At 63.5% G+C, this 22,819-nt stretch carries 25 protein-coding genes and 3 pseudogenes; 18 read left to right on the forward strand and 10 right to left on the reverse strand.

Annotated elements, in window-relative coordinates; genetic code table 11:
* Positions 1-5 precede the first annotated feature (5 nt).
* Together ACSQ9I_RS36140 and ACSQ9I_RS36145 are read left to right on the forward strand one after the other, a co-directional pair.
* Positions 6-1,031 carry a tyrosine-type recombinase/integrase gene (locus ACSQ9I_RS36140; protein WP_436316767.1) on the forward strand — a complete coding sequence of 342 codons (1,026 nt, stop codon included), beginning with the start codon at positions 6-8 and terminating at the stop codon, positions 1,029-1,031.
* A gap of 126 nt (positions 1,032-1,157) precedes the next feature.
* Entirely contained in the window at positions 1,158-1,691 is a 534-nt protein-coding gene (locus tag ACSQ9I_RS36145; RefSeq protein WP_436316768.1) for an H-NS family nucleoid-associated regulatory protein, read from the forward strand.
* Positions 1,692-1,815: 124 nt separating this feature from the next.
* Here ACSQ9I_RS36145 and ACSQ9I_RS36150 read toward each other — a convergent pair whose 3' ends face one another.
* The 4 genes and pseudogenes from ACSQ9I_RS36150 to ACSQ9I_RS36165 form a co-directional block, all read right to left on the reverse strand.
* Positions 1,816-1,959, reverse strand: a complete 144-nt coding sequence (locus ACSQ9I_RS36150; RefSeq protein ID WP_436316769.1) for a hypothetical protein — start codon at positions 1,957-1,959, stop codon at positions 1,816-1,818.
* Complete coding sequence (locus ACSQ9I_RS36155) at positions 1,956-2,291, reverse strand: hypothetical protein (RefSeq protein WP_436317128.1); 336 nt, start codon at positions 2,289-2,291, stop codon at positions 1,956-1,958. The genes ACSQ9I_RS36150 and ACSQ9I_RS36155 overlap by 4 nt, the downstream gene beginning before the upstream one ends.
* 274 nt (positions 2,292-2,565) lie before the next feature.
* Positions 2,566-3,036 (reverse strand): annotated as a pseudogene (locus tag ACSQ9I_RS36160) (ParB/RepB/Spo0J family partition protein); the annotation flags it as partial.
* A gap of 177 nt (positions 3,037-3,213) precedes the next feature.
* Positions 3,214-3,555 carry a hypothetical protein gene (locus tag ACSQ9I_RS36165; RefSeq protein ID WP_436316770.1) on the reverse strand — a complete coding sequence of 114 codons (342 nt, stop codon included), beginning with the start codon at positions 3,553-3,555 and terminating at the stop codon, positions 3,214-3,216.
* Here ACSQ9I_RS36165 and ACSQ9I_RS36170 point away from each other — a divergent pair.
* From ACSQ9I_RS36170 to ACSQ9I_RS36205, 8 genes are all read left to right on the forward strand, one after another.
* Positions 3,439-3,729, forward strand: coding sequence for a hypothetical protein (locus tag ACSQ9I_RS36170; RefSeq protein ID WP_436317129.1), 291 nt, complete (start codon positions 3,439-3,441; stop codon positions 3,727-3,729). The two genes, ACSQ9I_RS36165 and ACSQ9I_RS36170, sit on opposite strands and share 117 nt — an antisense overlap.
* Before the next feature lie 54 nt (positions 3,730-3,783).
* The gene (locus ACSQ9I_RS36175) at positions 3,784-4,461 is read left to right on the forward strand and encodes a TetR/AcrR family transcriptional regulator (protein ID WP_436316771.1); all 678 of its coding nucleotides are present in this window, start codon (positions 3,784-3,786) and stop codon (positions 4,459-4,461) included.
* 40 nt (positions 4,462-4,501) lie between these two features.
* Positions 4,502-5,812 (forward strand): serine hydrolase domain-containing protein, encoded by a 1,311-nt coding sequence (locus ACSQ9I_RS36180; RefSeq protein ID WP_436316773.1) that lies wholly within the window; start codon positions 4,502-4,504, stop codon positions 5,810-5,812.
* Between the two features lie 10 nt (positions 5,813-5,822).
* Complete coding sequence (locus ACSQ9I_RS36185; protein ID WP_436316774.1) at positions 5,823-6,665, forward strand: SDR family oxidoreductase; 843 nt, start codon at positions 5,823-5,825, stop codon at positions 6,663-6,665.
* Positions 6,666-6,690: 25 nt separating this feature from the next.
* Positions 6,691-8,568 carry an AMP-binding protein gene (locus ACSQ9I_RS36190; protein WP_436316775.1) on the forward strand — a complete coding sequence of 626 codons (1,878 nt, stop codon included), beginning with the start codon at positions 6,691-6,693 and terminating at the stop codon, positions 8,566-8,568.
* Positions 8,569-8,587: 19 nt separating this feature from the next.
* A complete protein-coding gene (locus tag ACSQ9I_RS36195) occupies positions 8,588-9,583 on the forward strand; it encodes a Bug family tripartite tricarboxylate transporter substrate binding protein (protein ID WP_436316776.1) in 996 nt (331 codons plus the stop codon).
* On the forward strand, positions 9,580-10,200 hold the full coding sequence (locus tag ACSQ9I_RS36200; RefSeq protein WP_436316777.1) for a 2-hydroxychromene-2-carboxylate isomerase: 621 nt from the start codon (positions 9,580-9,582) through the stop codon (positions 10,198-10,200). The genes ACSQ9I_RS36195 and ACSQ9I_RS36200 overlap by 4 nt, the downstream gene beginning before the upstream one ends.
* Before the next feature lie 102 nt (positions 10,201-10,302).
* Positions 10,303-10,755, forward strand: a complete 453-nt coding sequence (locus ACSQ9I_RS36205) for a hypothetical protein (protein WP_436316778.1) — start codon at positions 10,303-10,305, stop codon at positions 10,753-10,755.
* A 152-nt stretch (positions 10,756-10,907) separates the two neighbouring features.
* On the opposite strand, the gene ACSQ9I_RS36210 is transcribed toward ACSQ9I_RS36205, so the two are convergent.
* Together ACSQ9I_RS36210 and ACSQ9I_RS36215 are read right to left on the reverse strand one after the other, a co-directional pair.
* Positions 10,908-12,080, reverse strand: coding sequence for an IS4 family transposase (locus tag ACSQ9I_RS36210; RefSeq protein WP_436313178.1), 1,173 nt, complete (start codon positions 12,078-12,080; stop codon positions 10,908-10,910).
* Between the two features lie 167 nt (positions 12,081-12,247).
* The gene (locus ACSQ9I_RS36215; protein ID WP_436316779.1) at positions 12,248-13,420 is read right to left on the reverse strand and encodes an IS4 family transposase; all 1,173 of its coding nucleotides are present in this window, start codon (positions 13,418-13,420) and stop codon (positions 12,248-12,250) included.
* A 205-nt stretch (positions 13,421-13,625) separates the two neighbouring features.
* Here ACSQ9I_RS36215 and ACSQ9I_RS36220 point away from each other — a divergent pair, with 205 nt between their 5' ends.
* Both ACSQ9I_RS36220 and ACSQ9I_RS36225 read left to right on the forward strand, forming a co-directional pair.
* Complete coding sequence (locus ACSQ9I_RS36220) at positions 13,626-14,105, forward strand: SgcJ/EcaC family oxidoreductase (RefSeq protein ID WP_436316781.1); 480 nt, start codon at positions 13,626-13,628, stop codon at positions 14,103-14,105.
* A 213-nt stretch (positions 14,106-14,318) separates the two neighbouring features.
* Positions 14,319-14,762 carry a hypothetical protein gene (locus ACSQ9I_RS36225; RefSeq protein WP_436316782.1) on the forward strand — a complete coding sequence of 148 codons (444 nt, stop codon included), beginning with the start codon at positions 14,319-14,321 and terminating at the stop codon, positions 14,760-14,762.
* Between the two features lie 169 nt (positions 14,763-14,931).
* Here ACSQ9I_RS36225 and ACSQ9I_RS36230 read toward each other — a convergent pair whose 3' ends face one another.
* Together ACSQ9I_RS36230 and ACSQ9I_RS36235 are read right to left on the reverse strand one after the other, a co-directional pair.
* A complete protein-coding gene (locus ACSQ9I_RS36230; RefSeq protein WP_436316783.1) occupies positions 14,932-16,101 on the reverse strand; it encodes a glycerophosphodiester phosphodiesterase in 1,170 nt (389 codons plus the stop codon).
* 82 nt (positions 16,102-16,183) lie between these two features.
* A pseudogene (locus ACSQ9I_RS36235) lies at positions 16,184-16,515 on the reverse strand (aldehyde dehydrogenase family protein); the annotation flags it as partial.
* Here ACSQ9I_RS36235 and ACSQ9I_RS36240 point away from each other — a divergent pair.
* The 4 genes and pseudogenes from ACSQ9I_RS36240 to ACSQ9I_RS36255 all read left to right on the forward strand — a co-directional run.
* Positions 16,493-16,782: pseudogene (locus tag ACSQ9I_RS36240) on the forward strand (LysR substrate-binding domain-containing protein); the annotation flags it as partial. The pseudogenes ACSQ9I_RS36235 and ACSQ9I_RS36240 sit on opposite strands and share 23 nt — an antisense overlap.
* A 63-nt stretch (positions 16,783-16,845) precedes the next feature.
* Positions 16,846-17,166: a low molecular weight protein tyrosine phosphatase family protein gene (locus ACSQ9I_RS36245; protein WP_436316784.1), complete on the forward strand. Its 321-nt coding sequence runs from the start codon at positions 16,846-16,848 to the stop codon at positions 17,164-17,166.
* An 87-nt stretch (positions 17,167-17,253) separates the two neighbouring features.
* Entirely contained in the window at positions 17,254-17,505 is a 252-nt protein-coding gene (locus ACSQ9I_RS36250) for a hypothetical protein (protein WP_436291138.1), read from the forward strand.
* Between the two features lie 57 nt (positions 17,506-17,562).
* A complete protein-coding gene (locus tag ACSQ9I_RS36255) occupies positions 17,563-18,045 on the forward strand; it encodes an ester cyclase (RefSeq protein ID WP_436291137.1) in 483 nt (160 codons plus the stop codon).
* 374 nt (positions 18,046-18,419) lie between these two features.
* On the opposite strand, the gene ACSQ9I_RS36260 is transcribed toward ACSQ9I_RS36255, so the two are convergent.
* On the reverse strand, positions 18,420-19,382 hold the full coding sequence (locus ACSQ9I_RS36260; RefSeq protein ID WP_436316785.1) for a LysR family transcriptional regulator: 963 nt from the start codon (positions 19,380-19,382) through the stop codon (positions 18,420-18,422).
* A gap of 30 nt (positions 19,383-19,412) precedes the next feature.
* On the opposite strand from ACSQ9I_RS36260, the gene ACSQ9I_RS36265 reads away from it, so the two are divergent.
* Positions 19,413-20,390: a Bug family tripartite tricarboxylate transporter substrate binding protein gene (locus tag ACSQ9I_RS36265; RefSeq protein ID WP_436316786.1), complete on the forward strand. Its 978-nt coding sequence runs from the start codon at positions 19,413-19,415 to the stop codon at positions 20,388-20,390.
* Positions 20,391-20,420: 30 nt separating this feature from the next.
* The gene (locus tag ACSQ9I_RS36270) at positions 20,421-21,746 is read left to right on the forward strand and encodes an MmgE/PrpD family protein (RefSeq protein ID WP_436316787.1); all 1,326 of its coding nucleotides are present in this window, start codon (positions 20,421-20,423) and stop codon (positions 21,744-21,746) included.
* 244 nt (positions 21,747-21,990) lie between these two features.
* On the opposite strand, the gene ACSQ9I_RS36275 is transcribed toward ACSQ9I_RS36270, so the two are convergent.
* Entirely contained in the window at positions 21,991-22,815 is an 825-nt protein-coding gene (locus ACSQ9I_RS36275; protein ID WP_436316788.1) for a PaaI family thioesterase, read from the reverse strand.
* Positions 22,816-22,819 lie beyond the last annotated feature (4 nt).

The raw sequence follows: 22,819 nt of genomic DNA on the forward strand, positions 1-22,819 counted from the left end.
TTTCAATGCCTTCTCTCTCCCTCTTCGAAGAGTCGCCCCTCGCCGTTCATCGCCTGGCGTTCGAGCGATGGTTGCAGGATCAGCGCGCCGTTGGATCCCTGCGCCAGGCGTCGTCCATCGAGGTCTACCGAGACATGTGGGGCAGCTTCACGGCCTGGTGCCTCGGACAATCCCCGGCCGTGTCGCTGGCGTCTCTCGATGTCCGCGATCTGCAGGCGTTCCAGGCGGCGCGCTTCGGCATGAAAAGCGCCGACCTGTCGCTCACCCCGCGTCACGCGCTTCGCCTGCTGCGCCTGATCGACCGGGTGCTGCGTCACCATGCCGCTGAGACCGGCGAACCCGTGAACACGGCGGCGAGCGACTGGATCGATGCGCACCCGGAGATCCGCTACGCCGAAGCCGCGCAGGCCGATCCCTTGCCTGAGTTTTTGTCGGTGGCCGAGGCGCGGCACCTGATCACGTTCTTGTCGGATGCGCGACCTCGCCCGGGTCTGTCGGGCTCACGCCGCGACAGTCATCTGGCTTTCACCTGGCAGCAGCTGCGCAATCGAGTGGCCGTTGCGCTGCAATTGGGCGGGGGCCTGGCACCGGGCGATGTTCGCGCGCTGACCCTCGATGCGCCGACATCGCGCGGTGGCCGCGTGCGCGAACGCCCATGGAAAGTCGCGGTGCCGGGCAACGGCAATTCGCCCGCACGCGAAACGCCGATCGCCCCCTGGGCGGGCGAGTTGCTGCAGCACTGGCTCCAAGTCCGCACGGAAGCTCGCATTCTGGGCAATTTCCTTTTCCCGTCGACCCGCAGCGGCAAGCCCTGGAGCAAGGACGCGCAGTACAAGGCCGCCAGGCAGGTCTTGGAGGAAGCAGGTCTGGATGCCAGCGATGGCGGCTCGTTCCGGTTGCGGCATACCTTTGCATTGCGGCAGCTGCGCCGCGGGACAGATTCCGATCAGGTCGCACGGTGGCTTGGGGTCGAGCCAGAGGCCATGGGCAAATACCGCAGAGTCGTGAGCAGTCCCGAAGATGTGGTCTAGCATGATTCACACTGTCGAACGGGCACCCATCAATCAGACGCATTGGTGGACTGGCGAATGGAGTTAATCAGCTTCCCATTGGCAACCGAGTAAAGTCGGCCCTCTATTCATTCAATGGAAGTATCCATGGCGCAAACGTACAAGCAGATCCAGAAGCAGATCGAACAGCTTCAACGACAGGCAGAAGCTCTGCGCAACAGTGAGGTCAAAGGTGTCATCGACCGCATCAAGGTGGCGATTGCGCACTACGGCCTGACGGCTGCACAACTGGGACTTGGCACGAACAAGACAGTTGCTCAGCCGAAGAAGGCCACGAACGCTTCGGGCAAGTCCGGTGCGAAGTTCAGTGACGGCAACGGCAACGTCTGGTCAGGCCGTGGACCGCGTCCTCAATGGCTTCGTGACGCGCTGACGGCGGGTCGGTCGATCGACGAATTCCGAGTGGGATCGCGCAAGAAGTCGAAGCCTGTCTCCGTGGAGACCGTGTCCGGCGAGACTGTTGCGCCAGCTGCCCGCCCTGCCCGCAAGAAGGCGAAGCGCGCCGCGTCGAAGACCTACAAGGATGATGCCGGCAATTCCTGGAGCGGGATGGGGCCCAAGCCCGGATGGCTGAAGGCCGCACTGGCCGCCGGAAAGACTCTGGAAGACCTCCGGGGTTAACCACGCGACCAGGACGCTGGCACTCCATGGGCAGCGCAGGGGCGTCAACAGTCGATCTCGCGACTACCGATGCCCTCGCGGTCGCCGATCCATCGACTACTGTTCGCTTCCGCGGTCAGCTCGGTCATCTGCTCACGCCGTACTCGGCCGATAACTTCTTGACCGGTTCCTTCTCGATGAAAAGCCGCCAGGCAATCTCCAATGTCCGCGGATCGAAGCGCCGCTCGCGCGCGACGCGTTCGAGCAGGTGGCTGTCAATGACGGTCATGGCTGGGCGGCAAGGTCATGAAGAGGCTCATCAGGCCCAGGAATAGCCAGTAGAGCATCAGCCCCCACCGAGAACGCAAGCATGCCCCAGCGCGGAAATCGGGGGTCGCCGATCAGGAAGCCGAAGACCAGGGTTACCAGGAACCCCAGGAATCCGATCGGCACGAACGTCGCGCGCAGAAACGGCTCCATCAGCACGAGCAAGGCGCAGCATGCCAGGCGCACCACCTGCCAACCGACGAAAAGCGAGATCTCTAGCAACCGAAGCGCGATGGGAATGCGGTGCGTGGGCACGGTCACAGATCGAGATCGGCCGATATTGAAGTGGTCCATGGTTCATTCCTCCGTCGCCCAGCAGACGAGCCGGAGCTCTTTCAAATTGATGAGGTCGCGAGAGCCATCGCCGAAGCGAATCTCTGCCAGGTCGTTGTCGTGCGCCTTGAGTCGCAACGAACCGCGGCGGGCGCCGCAGTCGCTGCTGCGCCCGACTCAGCTGGCGGTGGTCGACCAAGAATCGCATCGACGTTGCCACGCGTGATGGCTGCGCTGCCTCCAGCAACGCCACGGTCTGGGCCGGTCGTTTCTTCATCGCCGCTGCGAGCTGGTAGAGCACCCGGGTATCGCCACCCACACGTCCTGTCTCGAATGCAGACCGCACCTGCGCCGGCGCGTCGATCAGGCTCGCGGCTTCGGTGATGAATGATCGAGGCTTGTTGAGCCTGCGGGCAATCTCCGCGCGCGAATACCCCTCCCTCTCGCGCTCCGCGATGAACAGCGCCAGGTCGAACGGCGACATGTTTTCGCGGTGGAGGTTTTCTGCGGCCTGGGCGAACGGATCCACCCGGTCGTCCAGGAAGGCCGGCACCGTTTCGAGTCCCGCGCGCCTGGCCGCGCGAACGCGACGTTCCCCCCGGTTCACGATGTAGCGTCCCGCTGCCTCCGGATGCCGGCGCAGCGACACGGGCTCCAGCACCCCGTGCGTCTGAATCGACTCCGCCAGTTCCGCGATGGTCCTTTCATCGACCGAACGCCGCGGCTGCGATGGATCGAAGTCGATCAACGACAACGCCACCTGCATGGGCACGCCATCGGCGATCGATGCGTCGGTCCTGTTCAGCAGATCGCTCGCCCTGAATTGCGCTCGCCGACCTCGTTCGATCTCTCCTTCGTGAAGGGCTACGAGTCTAGAGAGGCGACTCCGCGAGCTACTGGACCCGCCCGATCACCGATGCTTGTGGCCGTAAGCAGGGCGAGTCTATGAGCACGCCATTCTGCCGCCAGATCCATTTGGCTCACGGCTGCCACAAGCGCCCGCGTGAGAAGAACAAGATCGCGGTAGGCGCCAATGCCATGGCCACGAGCGCGATGGCAGGCCGGCAAACGCCACGCGTTGCCAAGACCGCAGAGGTGCTCTGAAAATTCGGCGCACCTGTGCGTAGGCGGTGCTCCCTACCAAACCCGGCCCGCCGGGCGTGGACACATGCAGGATCTCGTACTTCTCGGTGACAACCTCGTCAATCGGAACTGCGTGCTCCCACGCTACAAACTTCATCCATTGCCAATTGCGGGCATCGATTGCGAGTGCGGCGGTGTGCACCCCCTCACGCTGCGCGAGACCAGAGAGCTGTTCGATCTCTTTCTCAATACGGGCGGCACACGACGTCCAGATCGAGCGATCGGTCTTCAGAAGTCGGTACCGGCCGTTGCCGCGTGGGGGCGTTGTGCCCTGTCCCTACTGGCCCTTTCAGCGATCCGCCCGAAAAAGCATTGACAAGGAACGCAAGCAAAGTACATTTAACACTGTTTATTTAACGGTGTAAATGAAATGCGACCTGTACTGACCGACGAAGAGGTAGCTCAGTTCCGTGCCGATGTCTGCCGCGTTGCCGAGGTGCTGTTCGCGCGTCATGGCGTCGAGGGCGTCACGATGCGGCAGATTGCCGCGGAGCTTGCCTGGAGTCCTACCACCGCCTACCGCTACTTTAAGAACAAGGAAGAAATCCTTGCGGCTGTGCGAGCCGCTGCATTCAACCGGTTCTGCGAAGTCATCGAAGAAGCGATGCGCTCGAGCCCGGACCCGCGCAAGAGCGCACGCAACGTCGGCCAGGCCTACCTGGGTTTTGCCCTGGAGAACCCGGACGCCTACCGAATGATGTTCGACGTCAGTCAAGCCGCCGTGACCGGCAATGCGGAGCTGACAGAAGCTTTGGCGCGGGCGCGCCGCGGCATGGTGGCATACGTGGCCCCACTGATCGACAAGGGAATCCTGCGCGGCGAAACGCAAGCCCTGGGGCAGATGCTGTGGGCGTCCGCACACGGCCTCGTGATGCTGAGGCTCTCGGGCATCGTGGCCGACGACACCGAACTGCGGCAACTCCATGAAAGGACCATGTCAGCCCTGGTTCGCGGCGCCCATCAGGGGACGGCCAGCAGCCGCGGCACAAGCGCCCTGGAACGCATCAGCCCCGCCCCCGCTCGCAAAGCGGCAAGAAAAATCCCCTGAACCCCAACCCCAATCCCAATCCCACCTCGCAAGGACCATCATGCAGAACCCATCGAAACCGCATCGCGCCGTTGCCGTCGCGGTTGCTCTCATCCTCAGTGCCTCGGCCTCCCTGGCGCAGGCTCCGCAGCCTCCGCCGCCAGAGGCCACCGATCCCGTGAAGCTGGAACTCATGAAAGGATTCCCGCCGGCGCCCGACAAAACCGTCAGGCTGTCCACGGTCCTGAAATTCCCCAATGGCCGCTGGGCGTTCCACCACATGCGAGAACTCGGTCCGACGGCGCAGGTCTGGCGTGGCGACGAGAAGCCGTCCATCGTGCGCGAGGCCCAACAGGATATCGGCGCGCTGAAGTTCGAGGACGACAAGGGCGGCAAGACCACCCTGGCCGACTGGCAGCGCAGCACCTACACCGATGGCCTTCTCGTGCTGCACAAGGGCGCGATCGTCTACCAGAAGCACTACTCCGGCATGGCCGCCCACCAGCCGCATTCGCTCTGGTCCATGAGCAAGTCGTTTACCGGCTTGCTCTCAACGATGCTGATCAAGGAGGGGGTGATCGATCCCAACGCCCTGGTCACGAAGTACCTGCCCGAGCTGAAAGACAGCGCGTGGGCGGATGCCACCGTACAGCAGACGCTCGACATGACCACTGGCGTTGCGTACCAGGAAAACTTCCGCGACCCGAGCTCCGGCATCTTCCAGTACCTGCACGCCGCCGGGCTGTTGCCCGCGCCTCCCGCTTACAGCGGGCCCCGCACCATCCCCGACCTGCTGGTGACCCTCAAGAAGGATGGTGAGCATGGCGCGGGATTCAAATACAAGACCGTCGACACCGAGGTCATGGGCTGGCTCCTGCAGCGCGTCACGGGCAAGAGCTATTCCGCGCTTCTGTCCGAACGCCTCTGGTCGCGCATCGGCGCCCAGGATGACGCGTACGTCTGGGTCGACCCGATCGGCACGCAGATCACCAGCGTGGGCTTCAGCGCAACGCTGCGAGACCTTGGGCGGGTGGGCGAGACGCTGCGCACGGCGGGCCGTTCCAACGGGCAGCAGGTCATCGCGGAAAGCGTCGTCGCGGAAATCCGCAAGGGCGCCGACATCGAGAAGTTCAAGGCCAGCGGCCAGGCGACGCGCTTTGGCTACTCGTACCACAACCAGTGGTGGATTCCCCACGACCGCGACGGCACTTTCGAGATGAAGGGATTGAACGGGCAGCACATGCACATCAACCCGGCGGCCGAGTTGGTCATCGTCAAGCTCTCTTCCCACCCCAATGGGGATACCGGCTTCACGCACAACCTCGACCGGCGGGCGTTCGCCGCCATCGCTGCCGCGCTGCGCGCGCATTGAGAGGAACGCCATGAGCACCCACCACACCTTCCAACCCGGCCTCCTGCGCAACAAGGCCGTGTTCATCACGGGCGGCGGCAGCGGCATCAACCGCCAGATCGCGATCACCTACGCGCTTGCCGGTGCGTCAGTGACGATCGTTGGCCGCAGCGAGGAAAAGGCGCGCGATGCCGCTGCCGAGATCGGGGCTGTCGGCGGACATGCGATCGGGCTGTCCGCGGATGTGCGCAGCTATGAGGCGTTGCGAAACGCCGTCGAGCAGGCGCACGCGGCGTTTGGCCCGATCGACATCGTGGTCGCCGGCGCCGCCGGAAATTTCGTCGCGCCGGCGACGGGGATGAGTTCCAACGGCTTTCGTGCCGTCATCGACACCGATCTGGTCGGGACTTTCAATACGCTACGCGCCGCCTACGATTTCCTTCGCAAGCCATCCGCCCTGGTGCTGGCCATTTCCGCCGTCCAGTCCAGCATGCCCACCTACGCCCAGGCCCATGTGTGCGCCGCCAAGGCCGGCATCGACATGTTGATTCGCTCGCTGGCGGTGGAGTGGGCGGACGATGGAATCCGATGCGTGGGCATAGCGCCGGGCCCGGTGGCCGATACCGAAGGCATGGTCCGGCTCGCGCCGCAGGGCCAGGAAAGCTGGGCCAGGCTGCTGCAGTCCATTCCGTCCGGACGTGGCGCATCCAAGCAGGAGATCGCCGACCTGGCGCTGTACCTGGCCAGCGAATCCGGGCGCTACATCAATGGCGTGGTGATTCCGATCGATGGCGGCTTCTCCGCCGTCGGCTCCCTGGAGTTCGGACGGATGCTGAAGGATTCTGTCGCGCAGGCCGCCAGCGCTGCCGCCTGAAATCTGCACAAGAAAGGAGACCAGCATGAACAGCACCCCCGGCGTCGCCTTGCCGACCATCGATACACCCGGCTCCGGAACGCGCTTCGAAGACTGGATTCAGGCTGCGAACGCGTTCGATGCCATCGAGCGCACGCAAAGGCGCTGCTGCGTCGACAAGACAGCCATCACTTTCCTCGGCACGGAACCTGAAGCCCTGCCGCGAAAGGTCAGTTATACGGAACTGGTGGAGGGGATCGCGCGGACGGCGAATGCCTTCCGGTCTCTCGGCTTGCGGCGGGGCGACGTGGTGGCCTATATGCTGCCGTCGCTGGTCGAAACGCAGTTCGTGCTGTGGGGCGCGGCGACGGCTGCGTCGGCCTTGCCGCTCAACCCGCTGCTGAAGGCCGAGGAGATCGCCAGCCTTTGCCGGGCAGCCGGTGTCAAGGCGCTGGTGGCACTGGGACCTCTGCCGGGCACCGAGATCTGGGACAAGGCCGAGCGGGTAAGCGCGCTGGTGCCGGCGATCGGCGCCCTGATCCAGGTGGAAGGTGAGAAAGCCGCCGGCGGCGCCGAGGTTCATCTGCTGGCGGATCTGCTGCGGTCGAACTCGCGGCAACTGGCATTTTCTGACCTGCCCGAGCCAGACGATGTCGCCGCCTATTTCCACACGGGCGGAACGACCGGTGCGCCGAAGCTGGTCGTTCATACCCATCGCAACCAGCTGGCCGCTGCCTACGGAGGCGCCTGGGCGGTAGGCGCTTGCACCGACGACGTGATCGTCAACGGTTTGCCGATGTTCCATGTGGCATCCGCGATCTTTTGCAGCCTGGCCATGTTCGTTGCCGGCGCGGAGATGGTGATCCTCTCGCCAGCCGGATTTCGCAACCCCCAGATCGTCGCCAACTTCTGGCGCATCGTGGAGCGCACCGAAACGACCATCGTCGGCGGCGTACCCACGGCGCTCTCGGCCGTGGTGAAGGTCGATCCGAAAGGCGCGGACTTGAGCCGCGTGCGCATCAACATCTGCGGTGCCTCCTTGCTTCCTCGCAGTGTCGCCGAGCAGATGGAGCTGCTCACGGGCAAGCCCATGCGTGAGGTCTATGGCATGACCGAAGCCGGTGGTGTGATCTGCGTCGACCCGGTGTCCCGCGCGCGGGTCATGGGGTCCGCGGGGTGCCCCATACCGTTCTGCGAAGTCGAGGCGCGCGCGCTGGCTGGAACAAGCGCCTCGAGCCGCTCCTGCATGCCGGGTGAGGCGGGCATGCTCGTGGTTCGCGGGCCCAACGTGACGCCCGGCTACAAGGACGCCGGGCAATCCGCCAGCCTCTTTACCGAGGACGGCTGGCTCATCACCGGAGACGTGGGGTACGTCGACGCCACCGGTCGTGTGTTCATCACGGGACGGGCTAAGGATCTGATCATCCGCGGCGGCCACAACATCGACCCGGCTGTCATCGAAGAGTGCCTGATGCGGCACCCCGCAGTGGCCGATGCGGGCGCGGTGGGCATGCTGGACGCCTACGCGGGCGAAGTGCCGGTGGCCTATGTCACGTTGCGGCAAGGCGCTAGCGTCACGGAGGACGAATTGCTGGCTTTCGCCAAGGCCACCATCAATGAACCGCCCGCGCTCCCGCGGCGGCTCTTCGTCCTGGAGCAACTGCCCATGACCGCCGTGGGAAAGATCTACAAGCCCGCGCTGCGGCAGGACTGCACACGGCAGCACTTGCTGGAGGTGCTCCAGGGTGAATCGATCGCAGCCCTGACGGTGCGCGAGGAACCCGGCCGCGGCCTGGTCGTGTGCATCGAGTTGGCAGCCGCCGAGGATGACTCCTCCCACGAAACCCGTCAGCGCATCGCTGCCGACTTGAAGGGCTATCTGCTCACCCTCGAGTGGACAAGCTCCCAGACAAGCCCGTCCTGATCGCAACCAGGAGATCACCTTGAAAACCGTCAACAGGCGGACCGCCGCAGCGGCCGTCGCAGCTACGCTTTTGCCTTTCGGAAGCGCACAGGCCCAAAGCCTGGCGTTTCCCTCGCGCACCATTTCCGTCGTGGTCGGCTTTCCCGCCGGCGGCGCGACGGACGTCACCGCCCGGGTCGCGATACCGCACCTTCAGAAGTTGTGGCGACAGACCGTCATCGTCGAGAACGTGCCGGGTGCCGGTGGTTCCATCGGCGTGCAGAAGATGCTGAATGCGGCGCCTGAAGGGCACGTCCTGTTTCTCGGTACCGCGAGCGACACGGTGCTGGCACCGCTTGCCATCCAGTCGGCGCGATACAAGCCTGAAGACCTGCGCCTGCTGGGCTACATGGGCCAAGCCGAATTCGTCATCGTGGGGCGCCCGGGGCTGGCCTTGAACAGCCTGGATGACCTCGTGGCGCACATGCGCGCCGCATCCAGCATGGAATTGAGCTACGCCTCCTTCGGGGACGGGTCGATCTACCACCTGATCGGAGAGGACCTGAAGAATCGCAGCGGCGGGAAACTGCTGCACGTCCCCTACCGGGGTATGGGACCCGTCGTCACCGATCTGATCGGCAATCAGGTCGACCTCGCCTTCTTGCCCGTGGCCGGACAGACCGTGGGCCTCATCAATTCAGGCCGGGTGAAGCCCATCGCGCTGACGGGCCCCAAGCGAAATCCCCAGCTCCCACAAGTCGCGTCGGTGGACGAGTCCCGGCAGATGAAGGACTTGCACCACACCGTCTGGTTGGGCCTGTTCGGCCCTGCCACGTTGCCCGCCGAGGCGGCAAAGAAGGTGAACGCCGCCGTCAATGATGCGATTCGCACCCCGGAGTACCTCAAGTTCTCGGCTGAGAACGGCACCAGCGTTCCCGAGCCCGGCCTGACGCTGCAGCAAGCAGCGAAGTTCTATGGCGACGACACCGAGAAGCTTCGGCGGCTCGCCAGATCGATCAAGCTGGAAGCAAAATGACGGCGCAAACCGCAACGCCGATCCAGTTCTACTTCGACTTCATTTCCCCCTTCGGCTACTTCGCAAGCCTTCGCATCGACGATCTGGCCCGACGTTATGGCCGCGAGGTGGAGTGGACATCGATGCTGGTGGGCGTCAGTGTGCTCAAGGTGATGGGTCTGCCGCCCATCGTCGAGCTTCCGCTGAAGGGTCCATATGTCATCAACGATGCCAAACGCTATGCCAGGCAGCATCAAGTTGCATTCGAACGCCCCAGCACGTCTCCAACGTCCCGCCCTGTGGAGGCTGGACGCGCCTTCGCCTGGGCAAAGGGGATCGATCCGGCAGCTGCCAAACGGCTCGCCGGATTCATCTTTAGCAGCTACTTCGTGCGCTGTCTCGACATCTCGGAGGACAGCGTGCTGAGCGCGTGTGTAAGAAAGGCCGGGCTGTCGTGGCCCGCCTTCGAGGCGGCTCGCGCCGAGGGAACTCCGGCTGAGCTCCTTCGGCGCAATGTCGATGACTCGATCCAGCGCGGCGTGTTTGGCTCGCCCTACTTCATCGTGGATGGAGAGCCGTTCTTCGGTTTGGAGAAATTGCCGGTTGTCGAAGAGTGGCTCGCCGCTGGCGGATGGTGATCAAGCAGACTCACGGTCGCGGGCCGGGCGGCGTTCGCAAACCCGACCCGCTGGCCTGTTGTCGACGAGCAGCGCAGAATCTGGCTCCTCTAGGAGGGCGCCATGGGCAATCAGCAAACCACCGTGTCTGTCAAGACCGAACTCGACCGTCTGACTTCCGAGTTCTTCGGCGCTGTGTCGTTTGAACCCGCCAGCAGCCCACCAGCCTATGAGCGCATCCGGTCGCTCTTCATCAAGTCCGGTTTGCTCATCAAGAACGTGGGAGCCACGCCTGAAATCTCTACTGTTCAGGAATTCATCGAGCCAAGGGAGACCATGATCCGCAAGGGCGAACTGACGAGGTTCCTAGAAGAAGAGCTTTCCGAGGTAACGCAAATCTTTGGCAATATCGCGCACCGCTTCAGCGCGTACTCGAAGTCTGGAACCATGAATGGACGCTCTTTCACGGCGCGTGGGATGATTTCGACCCAGTTCATTCTGACGCCCACAGGGTGGAAGATGAGCGCAATGGCCTGGGACGATGAGAGGCCCGGCCTGTCATTGGCAATTACCTGAGTTTCTCTGTACGGGGTTGACCGGTAAGCTCACAGAACCTCTGTATCGCCTGCTCGGGATGCATCAACCGGGCTCGGTCGCTGGCCCGCGTGAGCCGCCTTACCGACTCACCCGTTTGCGGTTTATGTATATATTTGTTCACTGCTGTCCGGTTAAAAGTTGAACAAATTCAACTGGTTAGCGGTGTTGGGTAGCTCGGTTTGGGACAGATCGGCCTGCAGGGCGCATGAAAGCTCGGTTTTCTCGAAGACGGAGACCGACAAGATCTGTAGACAAGTGTAGAGAGAGGCGTCGAGTTGAAGCTCCTTCTTGACAATGGCGATGAGCACGTAGGTGGCCACGGCGCACCAGACCTGCGTCTTGACCGCGTTCTCGCTGTTGCCCATGAAGTGCTTGATGCGCAGGTGCTGCTTGATCCACTTGAAGAACAGTTCGACCTGCCAGCGGCTCTTGTACAGCGCGGCGATCGTCAACGCCGGCAAGGCCATGTGGTTGGTCAGGAAGATCAGCGTCTTGCCCGATTCGGGGTCCTTGAATCGAATTCGCCGCAGGTGCTGGGGATACTTCTTGGCCGAGTAGTGCCCATTGAGCATGACCTGCTGGTCGCTGATGATGCCAGTGCTGCGATCGGTCGGCGCCGAATAGACTCGCCTGGCATCCATTGGCGACTTCGCACGCGTGACGAAGAAGGCGCCGGCCTGAGTCAGTGCATGCAGCCTCTCGAAATCGACGTAGCCGCGATCCATCACGTAGAACGCGCCGGGCTCGAAGACCAGCATGTCCAGCACGTTCACGTCGTGCAGCTTGCCGTCGCTGATGTGGATGAATGCGGGGATGGCCCCGCGCAGGTCCAGCAGCGTGTGCAGCTTGATCGCCGCCTTGGTGGAGCGGAACGGCGCCCAGGAGAACAAGCTCAAGCACAGATCGATGGTGCTGGAATCCAGGGCATAGACCGTGTTGTCCAATTCCACGCCGAGCACGGAGTCGCCCAAGTAGAGCCTGCGCGCACGCCGAATGAGCACAGCCGCAAGATCGGACCAGATGCGCCAATCGCGCGATTCGTTGGCATCGGCCAAGGTCGAGCGTCTGACGGCCGAGCGAAAGCCCATGGCATAGAGCTTGTTGGCGTTGGCCGAGAGGCTGGCCTCGATATCGCGCAGGCTCTCTCGCCACGTCAGCTGAGCAAACGCCATGGCGCGGAACTGCTCGGCGCAAGACAGCGTGCGCACGCCCGAGTTGCCGCCGTAGCGTTGCACGATGCGAGCGAAGCTGGTCCATGGCACGAACTCCATGACTTGAGCGAACAAAGTCTTGCCGATGTGCACACGCTCTCCCCGGGGCTGCCAAACCGGGGAAAGTACGCGGTTCTTCGTGATCGAAGTTCAAATCGGCACCAAACAAAATCGGCCTGCAGCCCGCGCCAATGCTTGATCTCAGCCCCGCAGCGGATCATTTAACCGGACAGCAGTGATATTTGTTCACTGCTGTCCGGTTAAAAGTTGAACAGATTCAACTGGTTAGCGAGGTCAGGCGGTTCCGAATGGGACAGATCGGCCTGCAAGGCGCATGAGAGCTGGGTTTTCTCGAATACCGAGACCGACAATATCTGTAGACAAGTGTAGAGAGAGGCATCGAGTTGAAGCTCCTTCCTGACAATGGCGATGAGCACGTAAGTGGCGACGGCGCACCAGACCTGCGTCTTTACCGCGTTCTCGCTGTTGCCCATGAAGTGTTTGATGCGCAGGTGCTGCTTGATCCACTTGAAGAACAACTCGACCTGCCAGCGGCTCTTGTAGAGCGCAGCGATCGTCAGCGCCGGCAAAGCCATGTGATTGGTCAGGAAGACGAGAGTCTTGCCCGACTCCGGGTCCTTGAACCGGATGCGTCGCAGGTGCTGCGGATACTTCTTCGCCGAGTAGTGCCCATTGAGCATCACTTGCTGATCGCTGATGATGCCGGTGCTGCGATCGGTGGTAGCCGAGTAGACGCGCCGGGCGTCCATCGGCGACTTGGCGCGCGTGACGAAGAAGGCGCCGGCCTGCTGCAGTGCATGCAGCCTCGCGAAGTCGACGTAGCCGCGATCCATCACATAGAACGCGCCGGCCTCGATGACCAGCATGTCCAGCACGTTCACGTCGTGCAACTTGCCGTCGCTGATGTGGATGAACGCGGGGATGGCCCCGCGCAGGTCCAGCAGGGTGTGCAGCTTGATCGCCGCTTTGGTGGAGCGAAACGGCGCCCAGGAGAACAGGCTCAAGCACAGGTCGATGGTGCTGGAGTCCAGGGCGTAGACCGTGTTGTCCAATTCCACGCCGAGCACCGCATCGCCCACGTAGAGCTTGCGCGCGCGACGGATCAGCACCGCCGCCAGGTCGGACCAGATGCGCCAATCGCGCGACTCGTTCGCATCGGCCAGGGTCGATCGCTTGACCGCCGCGCGAAAACCCATCGCATAGAGCTTGCTGGCATTGGCGGACAGGCTGACCTCGATATCGCGCAGGCTCTCTCGCCACGTCAACTGGGCGAACGCCATGGCGCGGAACTGCTCGGCACAGGTCAGTGTGCGAACGCCCGAGTTGCCACCATAGCGATTCACGATTCGGGCGAAGCTGGTCCATGGAACGAACTCCATGAGTTGAGCGAACAAGGTCTTGCCGACGTACACGCGTGCTCCCCAGGGCTGTCAGACCCCGGAAAGTACGCGGTTCCTCGCGATCGACGTTCAAGTCGGCACCAAACAAAATCGGCCTGCGGCCCGCGCCAGTGCTTGATCTCAGGTTCGGCGCGGGTCATTTAACCGGACAGTAGTGATATTTGTTAAACCCTCTACTTCGCCTACAGCCGAGTTCCCAGACCGAAAAGGAGCACCCGTGAAGAACGCTGTCGTATTTTCGCTTTTGGCCGCGGGCGCCGTGCTTGCAGGATGCGCCTTAAATCCACCGGGTTCCACATCTACGCGAACCGAAGTCTGCAAGGCAACCAGCGAGCGGGAAGTTGCCGCGCTGTTTGACCGCTGGAACCAGTCTTTGCAAACTGGCGACGCGCACAAGGTGGTTGCAAATTATGCGGAGAAATCGGTCCTGCTTCCCACCGTTTCCAACACACCGCGTCTCAATGCGGCGCAAAAGGAAGACTACTTTGAACACTTTCTTGAAAACAAGCCGTTCGGCCGCATTGACTTCAGAACAATAGAGATAGGTTGCACCACGGCAGTGGATGCTGGCCTATATACCTTCACGTTCGCCAAGACGGGAGCTGTCGTCAAGGCGCGGTACACGTACACCTACAAGTGGGACGGTAGTCAATGGCTAATCACCAGCCACCATTCTTCGGCCATGCCGGAGAAGTAAATTACCTGTAGGAACTCATCGAACTTTTCAGTCAATCGTTAGAGTTTTCAGTCAAATTGCAGTAGCCGGGCTCCGGATCATCATCTTTTCAGCTGCCTGCCGCAGGTGGTCACGAGTGTCTCAGTTGCAGCGGGAGCACTCCTGAGGCGCGCGCCGACCGATGACTCATGTCGGCCAATAGCAGCCAGTGGAGCATTGGTCGAGAATCGCAGAATGACGATGCTCCGAGGCAACCGAATGGGTCCCCTTGACGCCGAGTGGCGCGCTTTTCGCGACGCGGTCCAGGCACGGCAGTTTGATGTCGCAAGCGAACAGCTTGCGTCCGACTCGAGGCTCCTTGACTTGCGCAACGGCCTCGGCGAGACCGTCCTGCACTTCTTTGCCGTGGAGGATGATCTCGACGCCATGACATGGTTGAGCGAGAGGAACGCGAGTTTGGATACCAAGAACGACTTCGGAACCCCTGTCCTTTTCGAGGTGGCGCTTCTTGGATATCGCACGCTGTTCGCTTGGTTTGTGTTGCATGGCGCCGACTTTGCAGCGCTAGATGGCGAGGGGCGCGGCATCATTGACTACCTCTCTGACTATGGTGAGGAGGCGATGGTCGATTTCGCAAGCGAGCAAATGGTCAAGGCGCGAGGGCGGCGACCGCACTAGCTTCGGCAACAATCGGCCATCAGCGGACGGTCGCGAGAGCGGCGTCTAGCGGCCGCTTGACCGCGTGATCTTCGTCAAGCATCCGCTTGAGCAGAGCGCTGAGCTCTAGCAAAGCCAAGCGCGTCGTCGTGCGCGAGAAGACACGCCGCCCCTGCGCCGGGCCCGACCGTCAGGGTGCGACGAAGGAGTCGCGCGCGAGCTTGCCGAGGTGCGGATGGTCGGTGAAGAATCCGTCCATACCGAGCTTGAGGAAGGCCTTGATCTGGCCGTCGAGCTTGCCGAAGGCCGCCGGGTCGGCGCCAGCGTCGAACTCGTTCGGCAGGAAGGTGTTCTCGGCGCGGAAGGTCCAGCCGTGCACGATCAGGCCGGCTGCGTGCGCGTCGCTGACGAAGCTCGTCGGTGTGCCGAGCGTGCCGGCTGCGGTGAGCGGAATCATCACGCTGGTGTTGGCGCCCACCCCGTTCGCATAGCTGCGGATCTCGGCCAGGCCGGCGGGCTTGGCCAGATCGGCGTACGTGCGCGGATCGCCGCTCGCGACGAAATCCCACGGCTTGCCGCTCGCGCTGATGAGCTGGACCAGCGGCACCTGCGTCATGCGATTGAGCTTGCGCAAGTTGGCGGTCTCGAACGACTGGATGAACACCGGCGCCTGCGGCCCCACGTAGCCGTGGCGCGTCAGCGTGCGCACCAGCGGCTCCTCGAGCGGAAGGCCGATGCCCTGGAAGTAGCTCGGGTGCTTGGTCTCCGGATACACACCGATCGGCCGCCACGCCGCCGGACGCCCGCGCCCGGCGTGCACCTCGGCGCGGCGCCGCTCGTTGGCCTGCGCGACGAGCTGCAGCACCTCGTCGAGCGTCGGCACCTCGAACATGCCGTCGAAGCGCGTGTTCGCGGTGCGCAGCGCGGGCAGTCGCTCGCGGGCGCGCAGCGTCTTCAGCTCGGCGAGCGTGAAGTCCTCGGTGAACCAGCCGGTCACTGTCACGCCGTCGATCGTCTTCGAGGTCTTGCGCGATGCGAACTCGGGACGATCGACCACGTCGGTGGTGGCTTCCCGCACCGAGCCGTCGGCATTGAGGATCGCGATCGCGTTCTCGTGCCTGGCGACGAGCACGCCGTCCTTGGTGATCACGAGGTCGGGCTCGACATAGTCGGCGCCTTGCTCGATGGCCATCCAGTAGGCAGCCAGCGTGTGCTCGGGCAGGTAGCCGCTGGCGCCGCGGTGGCCGATGACCAGCGGCGGCGCCGGCGGGCGGGCGCCGTGCCGCTCACTTGGCTGGGCGCAGGCGGAGATCGAGCCGAAGGCGAGAGTGGTCGCGGCGAGCAGCGACAGGAGCTTCATGTGCTAGTCCCATGGCAGGTGGAAAGCGCTAACCATAGGATCCGGCCGTGACTCCACCATGACGCCGCGTTCGTCAGCCTGGTCAAACCGCCAAGACGGACACGGCCTTGGTGTTCAGGTACGCCTCCATCGCCTCTGGGCCACCCTCGGAGCCGTAGCCCGAATCCTTGATGCCGCCGAAGGGCATTTCGGGCGAAGGCGTGGCCGGCTGGTTGATCCACAGCATGCCGACTTCCATCTGCTGCGACAGCGGGTGCGCGTTCTTGATCGCGGGCCGAGGGTCGTGCCTTCGGCCAGGCCGTCGCCGAGCTGGAGGCTCTCGGCATGCTTCACCATCGCTTTGGCGAAGGCTTGCTTGATGCTGTTGTGCACGAGGAAGCGCGTCGGCGAGATGCATACCTGGCCTGTGCTGCGCGGCGTGCATGGCGACGAATGCCAAATTGCGCCGAGCGTCAGGGCGTCGAGCGGCGAGACGCTCAGGCAGCTGGCGCTGGAGGGTGCGGGCTGGTGTGCCTTTCGGATTTCATGACCGCCGCCGACCGCGAGCGCGGCGCGCTGGTGCAGCTTCTCGCGCACGACACGGCGGACGTACGCCAGGGGATCAATGCGGTGTACTACCGCAACACGAAACTGGCGGCGCGCATCGCCTGCTTTCTGGACTTCCTGGCCGCGCGAGCATGAGGACCGGACGGTCGAGGGTCTGCCAGAATTCCTGCTCTATCCATCCCCATCCAGACGCCACCAATGCGCCGCGTGCTCTTTATCTGCAGTAGGAACAGGCTTCGCAGCCCCACCGCCGAGAGCGTGTTCGCGGGGCCGGACATCGAGACGGACTCCGCTGGCCTCGCGCCCGACGCAGACTGCGTACTGAGCGTCGAACAGGTTGAATGGGCGGACCTGATCTTCGTGATGGAGAAGCAGCACCGGGTGAAGCTCAAGCAGAGGTTCACGGCGTCGTTGCAGGGGGAAAAGGTCGTGTGCCTGGATGTTCCTGACCGCTACCAGTTCATGCAGCCTGAGCTCGTCACGCTACTGCAGAAGAAGGTTGGTCAACATCTGCGTTAGCGAGAGCGCCGGGCAATCGAACGGTTGACGCCCTCGCTCCCGATTCACACAACGAAGGCCGCAAACTCCACATTCGAGACGTAGCCCATGAAAACGACAGAGCTAGATATTCGCGCAACGCTTGAAATCGACTCGACCGACGCTGAGGCCATTCGTGGCTGGCCGATGGCAGAGGTCGAAGGGAGAATCTGGCAGATGGTCGAGATGCGTGTGCCTGTGGAATTCGAACTCGGAGCAACCCGCATTCGAGGGACTATGCGCTTCCTCGCGCCCACGCCGTCGGAGCTTAAGGCCGCTAGCGACGCTTCCGGGAAGGCCCCCAAGCCGGAGGCGCCATGAATGCCGCTGTCGGCCAGTAGCGGACGTCGATCAGAGTCTTGCGTTGCTCCAAGGTTGATGCTGTTCTCCACCGATCCCAATCCGTATCATGCGGAACCTCTACTCCTAGGGAATATCGTGCTCGAACAGAACAAGGCCACTGTGAGGGAGTTCCTGCGCCGGGTACTTTCCTTGGGCGATATTGACGCGACCGGCGACTACTTTCACACCGACATGGTGGAGGAGGTTCCATTACCAGGGCAAGGTCCTGGCCTCGCTGGCCTCAAGGAAATGTTAGTTGCGCTGCGACTGGCGTTTCCCGACATGCGCTGGGATGTTGAGGAGCAGATGGCAGAAGACAACCGCGTGCTGACGCGCTTCGTGTGGCACGGAACGCATCAGGGCGCCTTCATGGGAATTCCCCCTACGCAGAGGTCAGTCAGTGTCTCGGGCATGGTCATCGACCGCTTCGAGGGTGCGAAGGTCAAATCCACTCGGATTCAGATGGACACGCTGAGCCTGATGCAGCAGCTTGGTGCGCTGGCGGGAGGTCAGTCGTAGTTTGCCAGCCTTTCACTTGCGGCCTGTAGAGAGACCGCAACGGGCCCTTTGCCGCAGCACAATCGGCCGGCCCATCAGGCCGGACCCGGCCAGGAGCGGACTCTGGACACGGCCTTCCAGTTGGCGAACACCGTGGGCTTGGTCGGCCCGCGCAACAACTACAGTCATCTAAGACCAATCCTCCGCCGGCATGAGGGTGTAGCCGCGATGACGACGGGTTGCCGACGTTCGACGTCTCAAGGAGCAGTCGTTCGCGTTGGTTCCAGCACGACCCAGTTGCAGTCGTTCCCGGTCGTGTTCGCTGCGACTGAAGCGCTCCCTGGCGTGCCAAACGGGCCGCGAATCGCTACTCTTCAGCGACTTGACAGCTGCGACTACTCCGGCGCCATCGTCCTGAGCAGATGGATCAGCCGCAGAGCGGCAGGAGACAGATAGGAATCTTTTCGGTAGATCACGCCGAAGGCACGACGCCACTTCAGGTGCTCGACCGGAAGCTCCTTGACCCGCAAGCGCGGTGCAACGAGTTGTAGAGATCGTCGGGCGTTGAAGCTGAGCAGACGGGTCGATGCACAGATCTGAAGGCGCAGGCGCAGTGGCCGTGCTTCGATCGCAACCCGCGGCGGCGGCAGACCGCTTGCCTGCAACGTGCGATGAAGGTATTGCACGTTAAGCACGGAAGGGACCGAGAGCGTCCACAGCTCGTCGGCGAGGTCGGCCATCGCCAGACGTCTGCGCTTGGCCAGCGGGTGGTCAGCGGCTGAGCAGACGACAAACACGTCGTCGAAAAGACGCTCCTGTACACACCCGGCATACGGCGAATCGGGGAGCACATTGAAGATCAGGTCCAGTTCGCCGTTGGTCAGCGCGGGCACCATCACGTCGTTGTCGGCGACCGTGATTTGCACGCTCAGGGCGGGGGCTTGCTGCAAGAGAGGAGCACAACAGTGCGGCAGGTCCTCGACCGTCGTGGCGCCGACGCCGAGGCGCAGGTGGCCTGCCCGCCCTTCGGTGAGGTCTTCGGCTTCGCGGCGGATGTCCATCAAGGTGACGCGGAGCCGATGCACCTGTGCCAGCAGTGCCGCCCCGACTGAGGTCAACGCCACACCTTTGGGCGTCCTCTCGACCAGCTGCGCATGCATCGACTCCTCCAGCCGGCTCAGGCTCTTGCTCAGCGCGCCGGGGCTCAGCCCCAGCGCTTCAGAGGCGCGCCGCACGTTGCGGTGTTCCGCAATGACGGCGAAGTATTCGATGTCCCTCAGCTCCATGCGTTTCCCGAGATTCAACGATTGATGAAAGCTGGATAGTTGCAGGAACCAATGCGCAGGGTCAAGATGCATTCACGTTTTCGTCGGAAAGGGGAAACCGCAATGCGACACATCATCCAGGCGTTCGCCCTCGCGGTTTGTTTGTCGTGTGACGCGGCCGGCCTCGCGTTCGCGCAAACGTATCCGGCCAAGCCGGTGCGCATGGTCGTCCCCTTCCCGCCGGGGGGCGCTGCCGACCTTATCGGCCGCGTCCTTGCACACAGGCTGTCAGAACAAGTGGGCCAGCCAGTGATTGTCGACAACCGTGCTGGCGCGAGCGGCAACATCGGTGCCGAGGCCGTAGCGAAGGCGCAAGGCGACGGCTACACGATCTTGATGGGCGCGCTCACCTCGCACTCGATCAACCACACCTTGGAACGCAAGGTTCTCCGGTACGACTTGGAACGGGACCTGAGCCCCGTGATGATCGTGGCCACGGTGCCGTACGTGTTGGTGGTGCACCCGTCCGTCCCGGCCCAGTCGATGCAGGAGTTCATCGCCTATGCACGGGCGAAGCCGGGGCACTTGACCTACGGATCCTCGGGGGCCGGCGCGCCGCAGCGGCTGGCGGCCGAAATGTTCAAGTTGAAAACCGGCATCCACATGCTCCACGTACCGTACAAGGGTAGCGGCCAGGTCATCAACGACCTCATCGGCGGCCAGGTCCTTGCGGCCTTCGAGTCCGTGCCAGCGGCCCTACCGCACATCCGCGGGGGGAGACTGCGCGCCCTCGCCGTCACGACGACACAGCGCATCCCCATGCTCCCCGATGTTCCGACCGTGGAAGAGGTCGCATCGTTCACCTTCGAAGCGAGCTCGACCTTCGGCATCTTGGCGCCCGCCGGAACACCCAAGGCCATCATCGAGCGTCTGAACTCAGCACTCGCCGACGCCTTGCAGTTTCCCGATGTGAAGGAAAGACTGCTTCAACAAGGCGCCTTCGCCGAGTCGACGACACCGGAAGAGGCAGCCCGGCGAATCCGGTCGGAAATCGCCATGTGGGCCAAAGTGATCAACGAAGCTCACATCAAGCCCGACTAGGGCCGTTCACACGGGCTTGAGGGAGCGTCGATGCTTGCCACCGAAGTCTTTGCGCGCCACGCCGCGCGCTTTCGCAACGAGCCGCTCCACGAGGACGTGCTGCACCACGCCAAGCGCGCCGTCATCGATTGGTATGCGTCGCTGTACCCAGGGCTCAATGCGCCGGCCGTGCAGGCACTCGAAGGCGTGCTCTCCGACGACCTGGACCGTGGCGCAGCCCGCCTCGCTCGCGGGCGTCCCGCCACGGCACGCGCGGCAGCGTTAATCCACGGCACCGCTGCGCACGCGGCGGAGGTGGACGACAGCTTCCGCGATGCGATGCTTCACCCTGGCGCCCCGACCATTGCCGCCGCGCTCGCGGCCGCGCAGGTCGCAGGGGCCAATGGCCTCGACTTCCTGCGCGGGGTCGTGCTGGGCTACGAGGTCTCTACACGCATTGGCGTCACGATGGGCCGAGCGCACTACAAGTACTGGCACAACACCGGCACGATGGGCAGTTTCGGCGCTGTGGCCGCTGCCGGGGCCTTGCTGAACTTGGACGAGCCCGCCTTCGCGCATGCGCTCGCCATCGCAGGCACCTTCACCGCCGGCCTGCAGCAGGCGTTCCGGCTCGAAACGATGGTCAAGCCACTGCACGCGGGCCGCGCCGCCGAAGCGGGGCTGCTGGCGGCGCAGCTGGCGGCCAGGGGAGTGCGCTGCTCGCTCGACGTGCTCGACGGCGAAGCCGGTTTGGGCCGTGCGATGAGCGCCGGCCCGGACTGGTCGCAGGTCGGCGCGACGCTGGGGCAGGACTTCCACATCATGCGGCTCACATTCAAGAATCACATCGGGTGCGGCCACACCTTCCCGGCGATCGACGGCGTGCTGGAGCTTCAGCGCCGGCATGGCTTCACTCACGCCGATGTCGAAGGGCTGCACGTCGCAACGTACAAGTCGGCGCTGGAGATTGCCTGCCATGCGCAGCCGCGCAGCGCCGCCGAGGCGCGCTTCAGCTTGCACTACGTCGTCGCGACCGCGCTCGTGCACGGCAGCGTGCGCCTGGCCGCCTATGAGCCGGCCAGGCTCGAAGATCTAGCCACCCGAGCAATGATGTCGCGCATCACCGCGGTGGTAGACTCCGAAATCGACGCCGGCTTCCCGGGCCGCCGCGCCGCGCGCGTAGAGGTCATACTGCGCGACGGCCGCCGCTTCACCCACTTCCAGCCCCACCGCAAGGGCGACCCGGAACTGCCACTGTCCGACGCCGAACTCAGCGACAAACTGATAGAACTGACGGCACCGGTGATCGGGAATGGCCCGGCGCGTGCGTTGCTCGACAGGCTGTGGGTTCTGGACACCTGCGATGAGCTGCCATGAGCTGCCTGGCGGACGTCTCGGACGAGCATGGCGAGAGGATCCCGGTGCCGGCAAGGGCGCACGCTTCTTGACGCGGCTCGCGTCGTTTGCGCGGCTGATCCTTTTCGATAAGCGCGACACAGGTCTGTCGGACCGTAACGCCGAGACGGCCGTACTTGTGGTCACGAGCGGACGGAACGGCGCGATTGCGATGGGCACGGCCAATCTGTCGAGGGAAAGCTGCAGTGGAGTCAGGTTGAAGAAATCAAGGCTGGAAGCCCTGAGGGTGATTCACCCTTGATTCTTGGAAATGGCTCGTTGGCGCGAGCGCTGCAGTAGATTGGCTAGCTACCTGGAAGGCAGCATGCGGCCAGATCCGGTCCTTCAGCTTCGCGCTCGTAAGCCGACAGTCGGGCGGATGCAATCGCACTTCGCGATGGTCCCCCTTGAGGTTCTGCCGTTCAGCGAGTAACACGTCGAGGGTGGGACTGGGCCGAACAAGCGAACAAACTTCGTTGGCCCAGGGCCCCACCTGCCGTGACTCGAAGATCGCACAGGTGGTTGTCGCATGCGCATACAGCTTTCCGTCGGGCCCAACGATCCTGGCTTCGGAGGTGCCGACCTGCCGACCGAAGTGCAGAGCCGCGCCCACGCAGCGCAGCGCAGCGGGCCAGTCTTCGTGTGGGCCGCGCGCACGATGTTTAGATTGATCTGGCTGGTCGTGTAGCCTCGTCCGGCTGGTAGCTTGGTCTGCACCGCGCAGCCGAGTGCGAGTCGAGCAGGGTCGCGTACCAGCCCCCCTGCACCGATCCAGCGGGTTGTAGTGCTTGAGCTGCGGCGTCGCCTGGAAGACCGCATGCCTTTCGCCGACTTCGACCAGTTCGCAGTCGAAGGTGTCCGCCATGTAGGGGTGCGGCAGGTCGCCTTCGAGCAACGCGAGCATCACCTGTAGGCCCGTCAGGCCCTGAACCTGCTCGGGCCCGGCCAGGCCGGCGTGACCACCGCCGCGTTCGCGCCTGCGCTGTCGAACCTGGTCCACCTGCTGCTGCCAGGCCTGCAAGGTGGCTTCGACCGTGTTGTCGTGCTTCATGGCG

Source organism: Variovorax sp. LjRoot84, assembly GCF_964254305.1.
Classification (GTDB): Bacteria; Pseudomonadota; Gammaproteobacteria; order Burkholderiales; family Burkholderiaceae_C; genus Variovorax.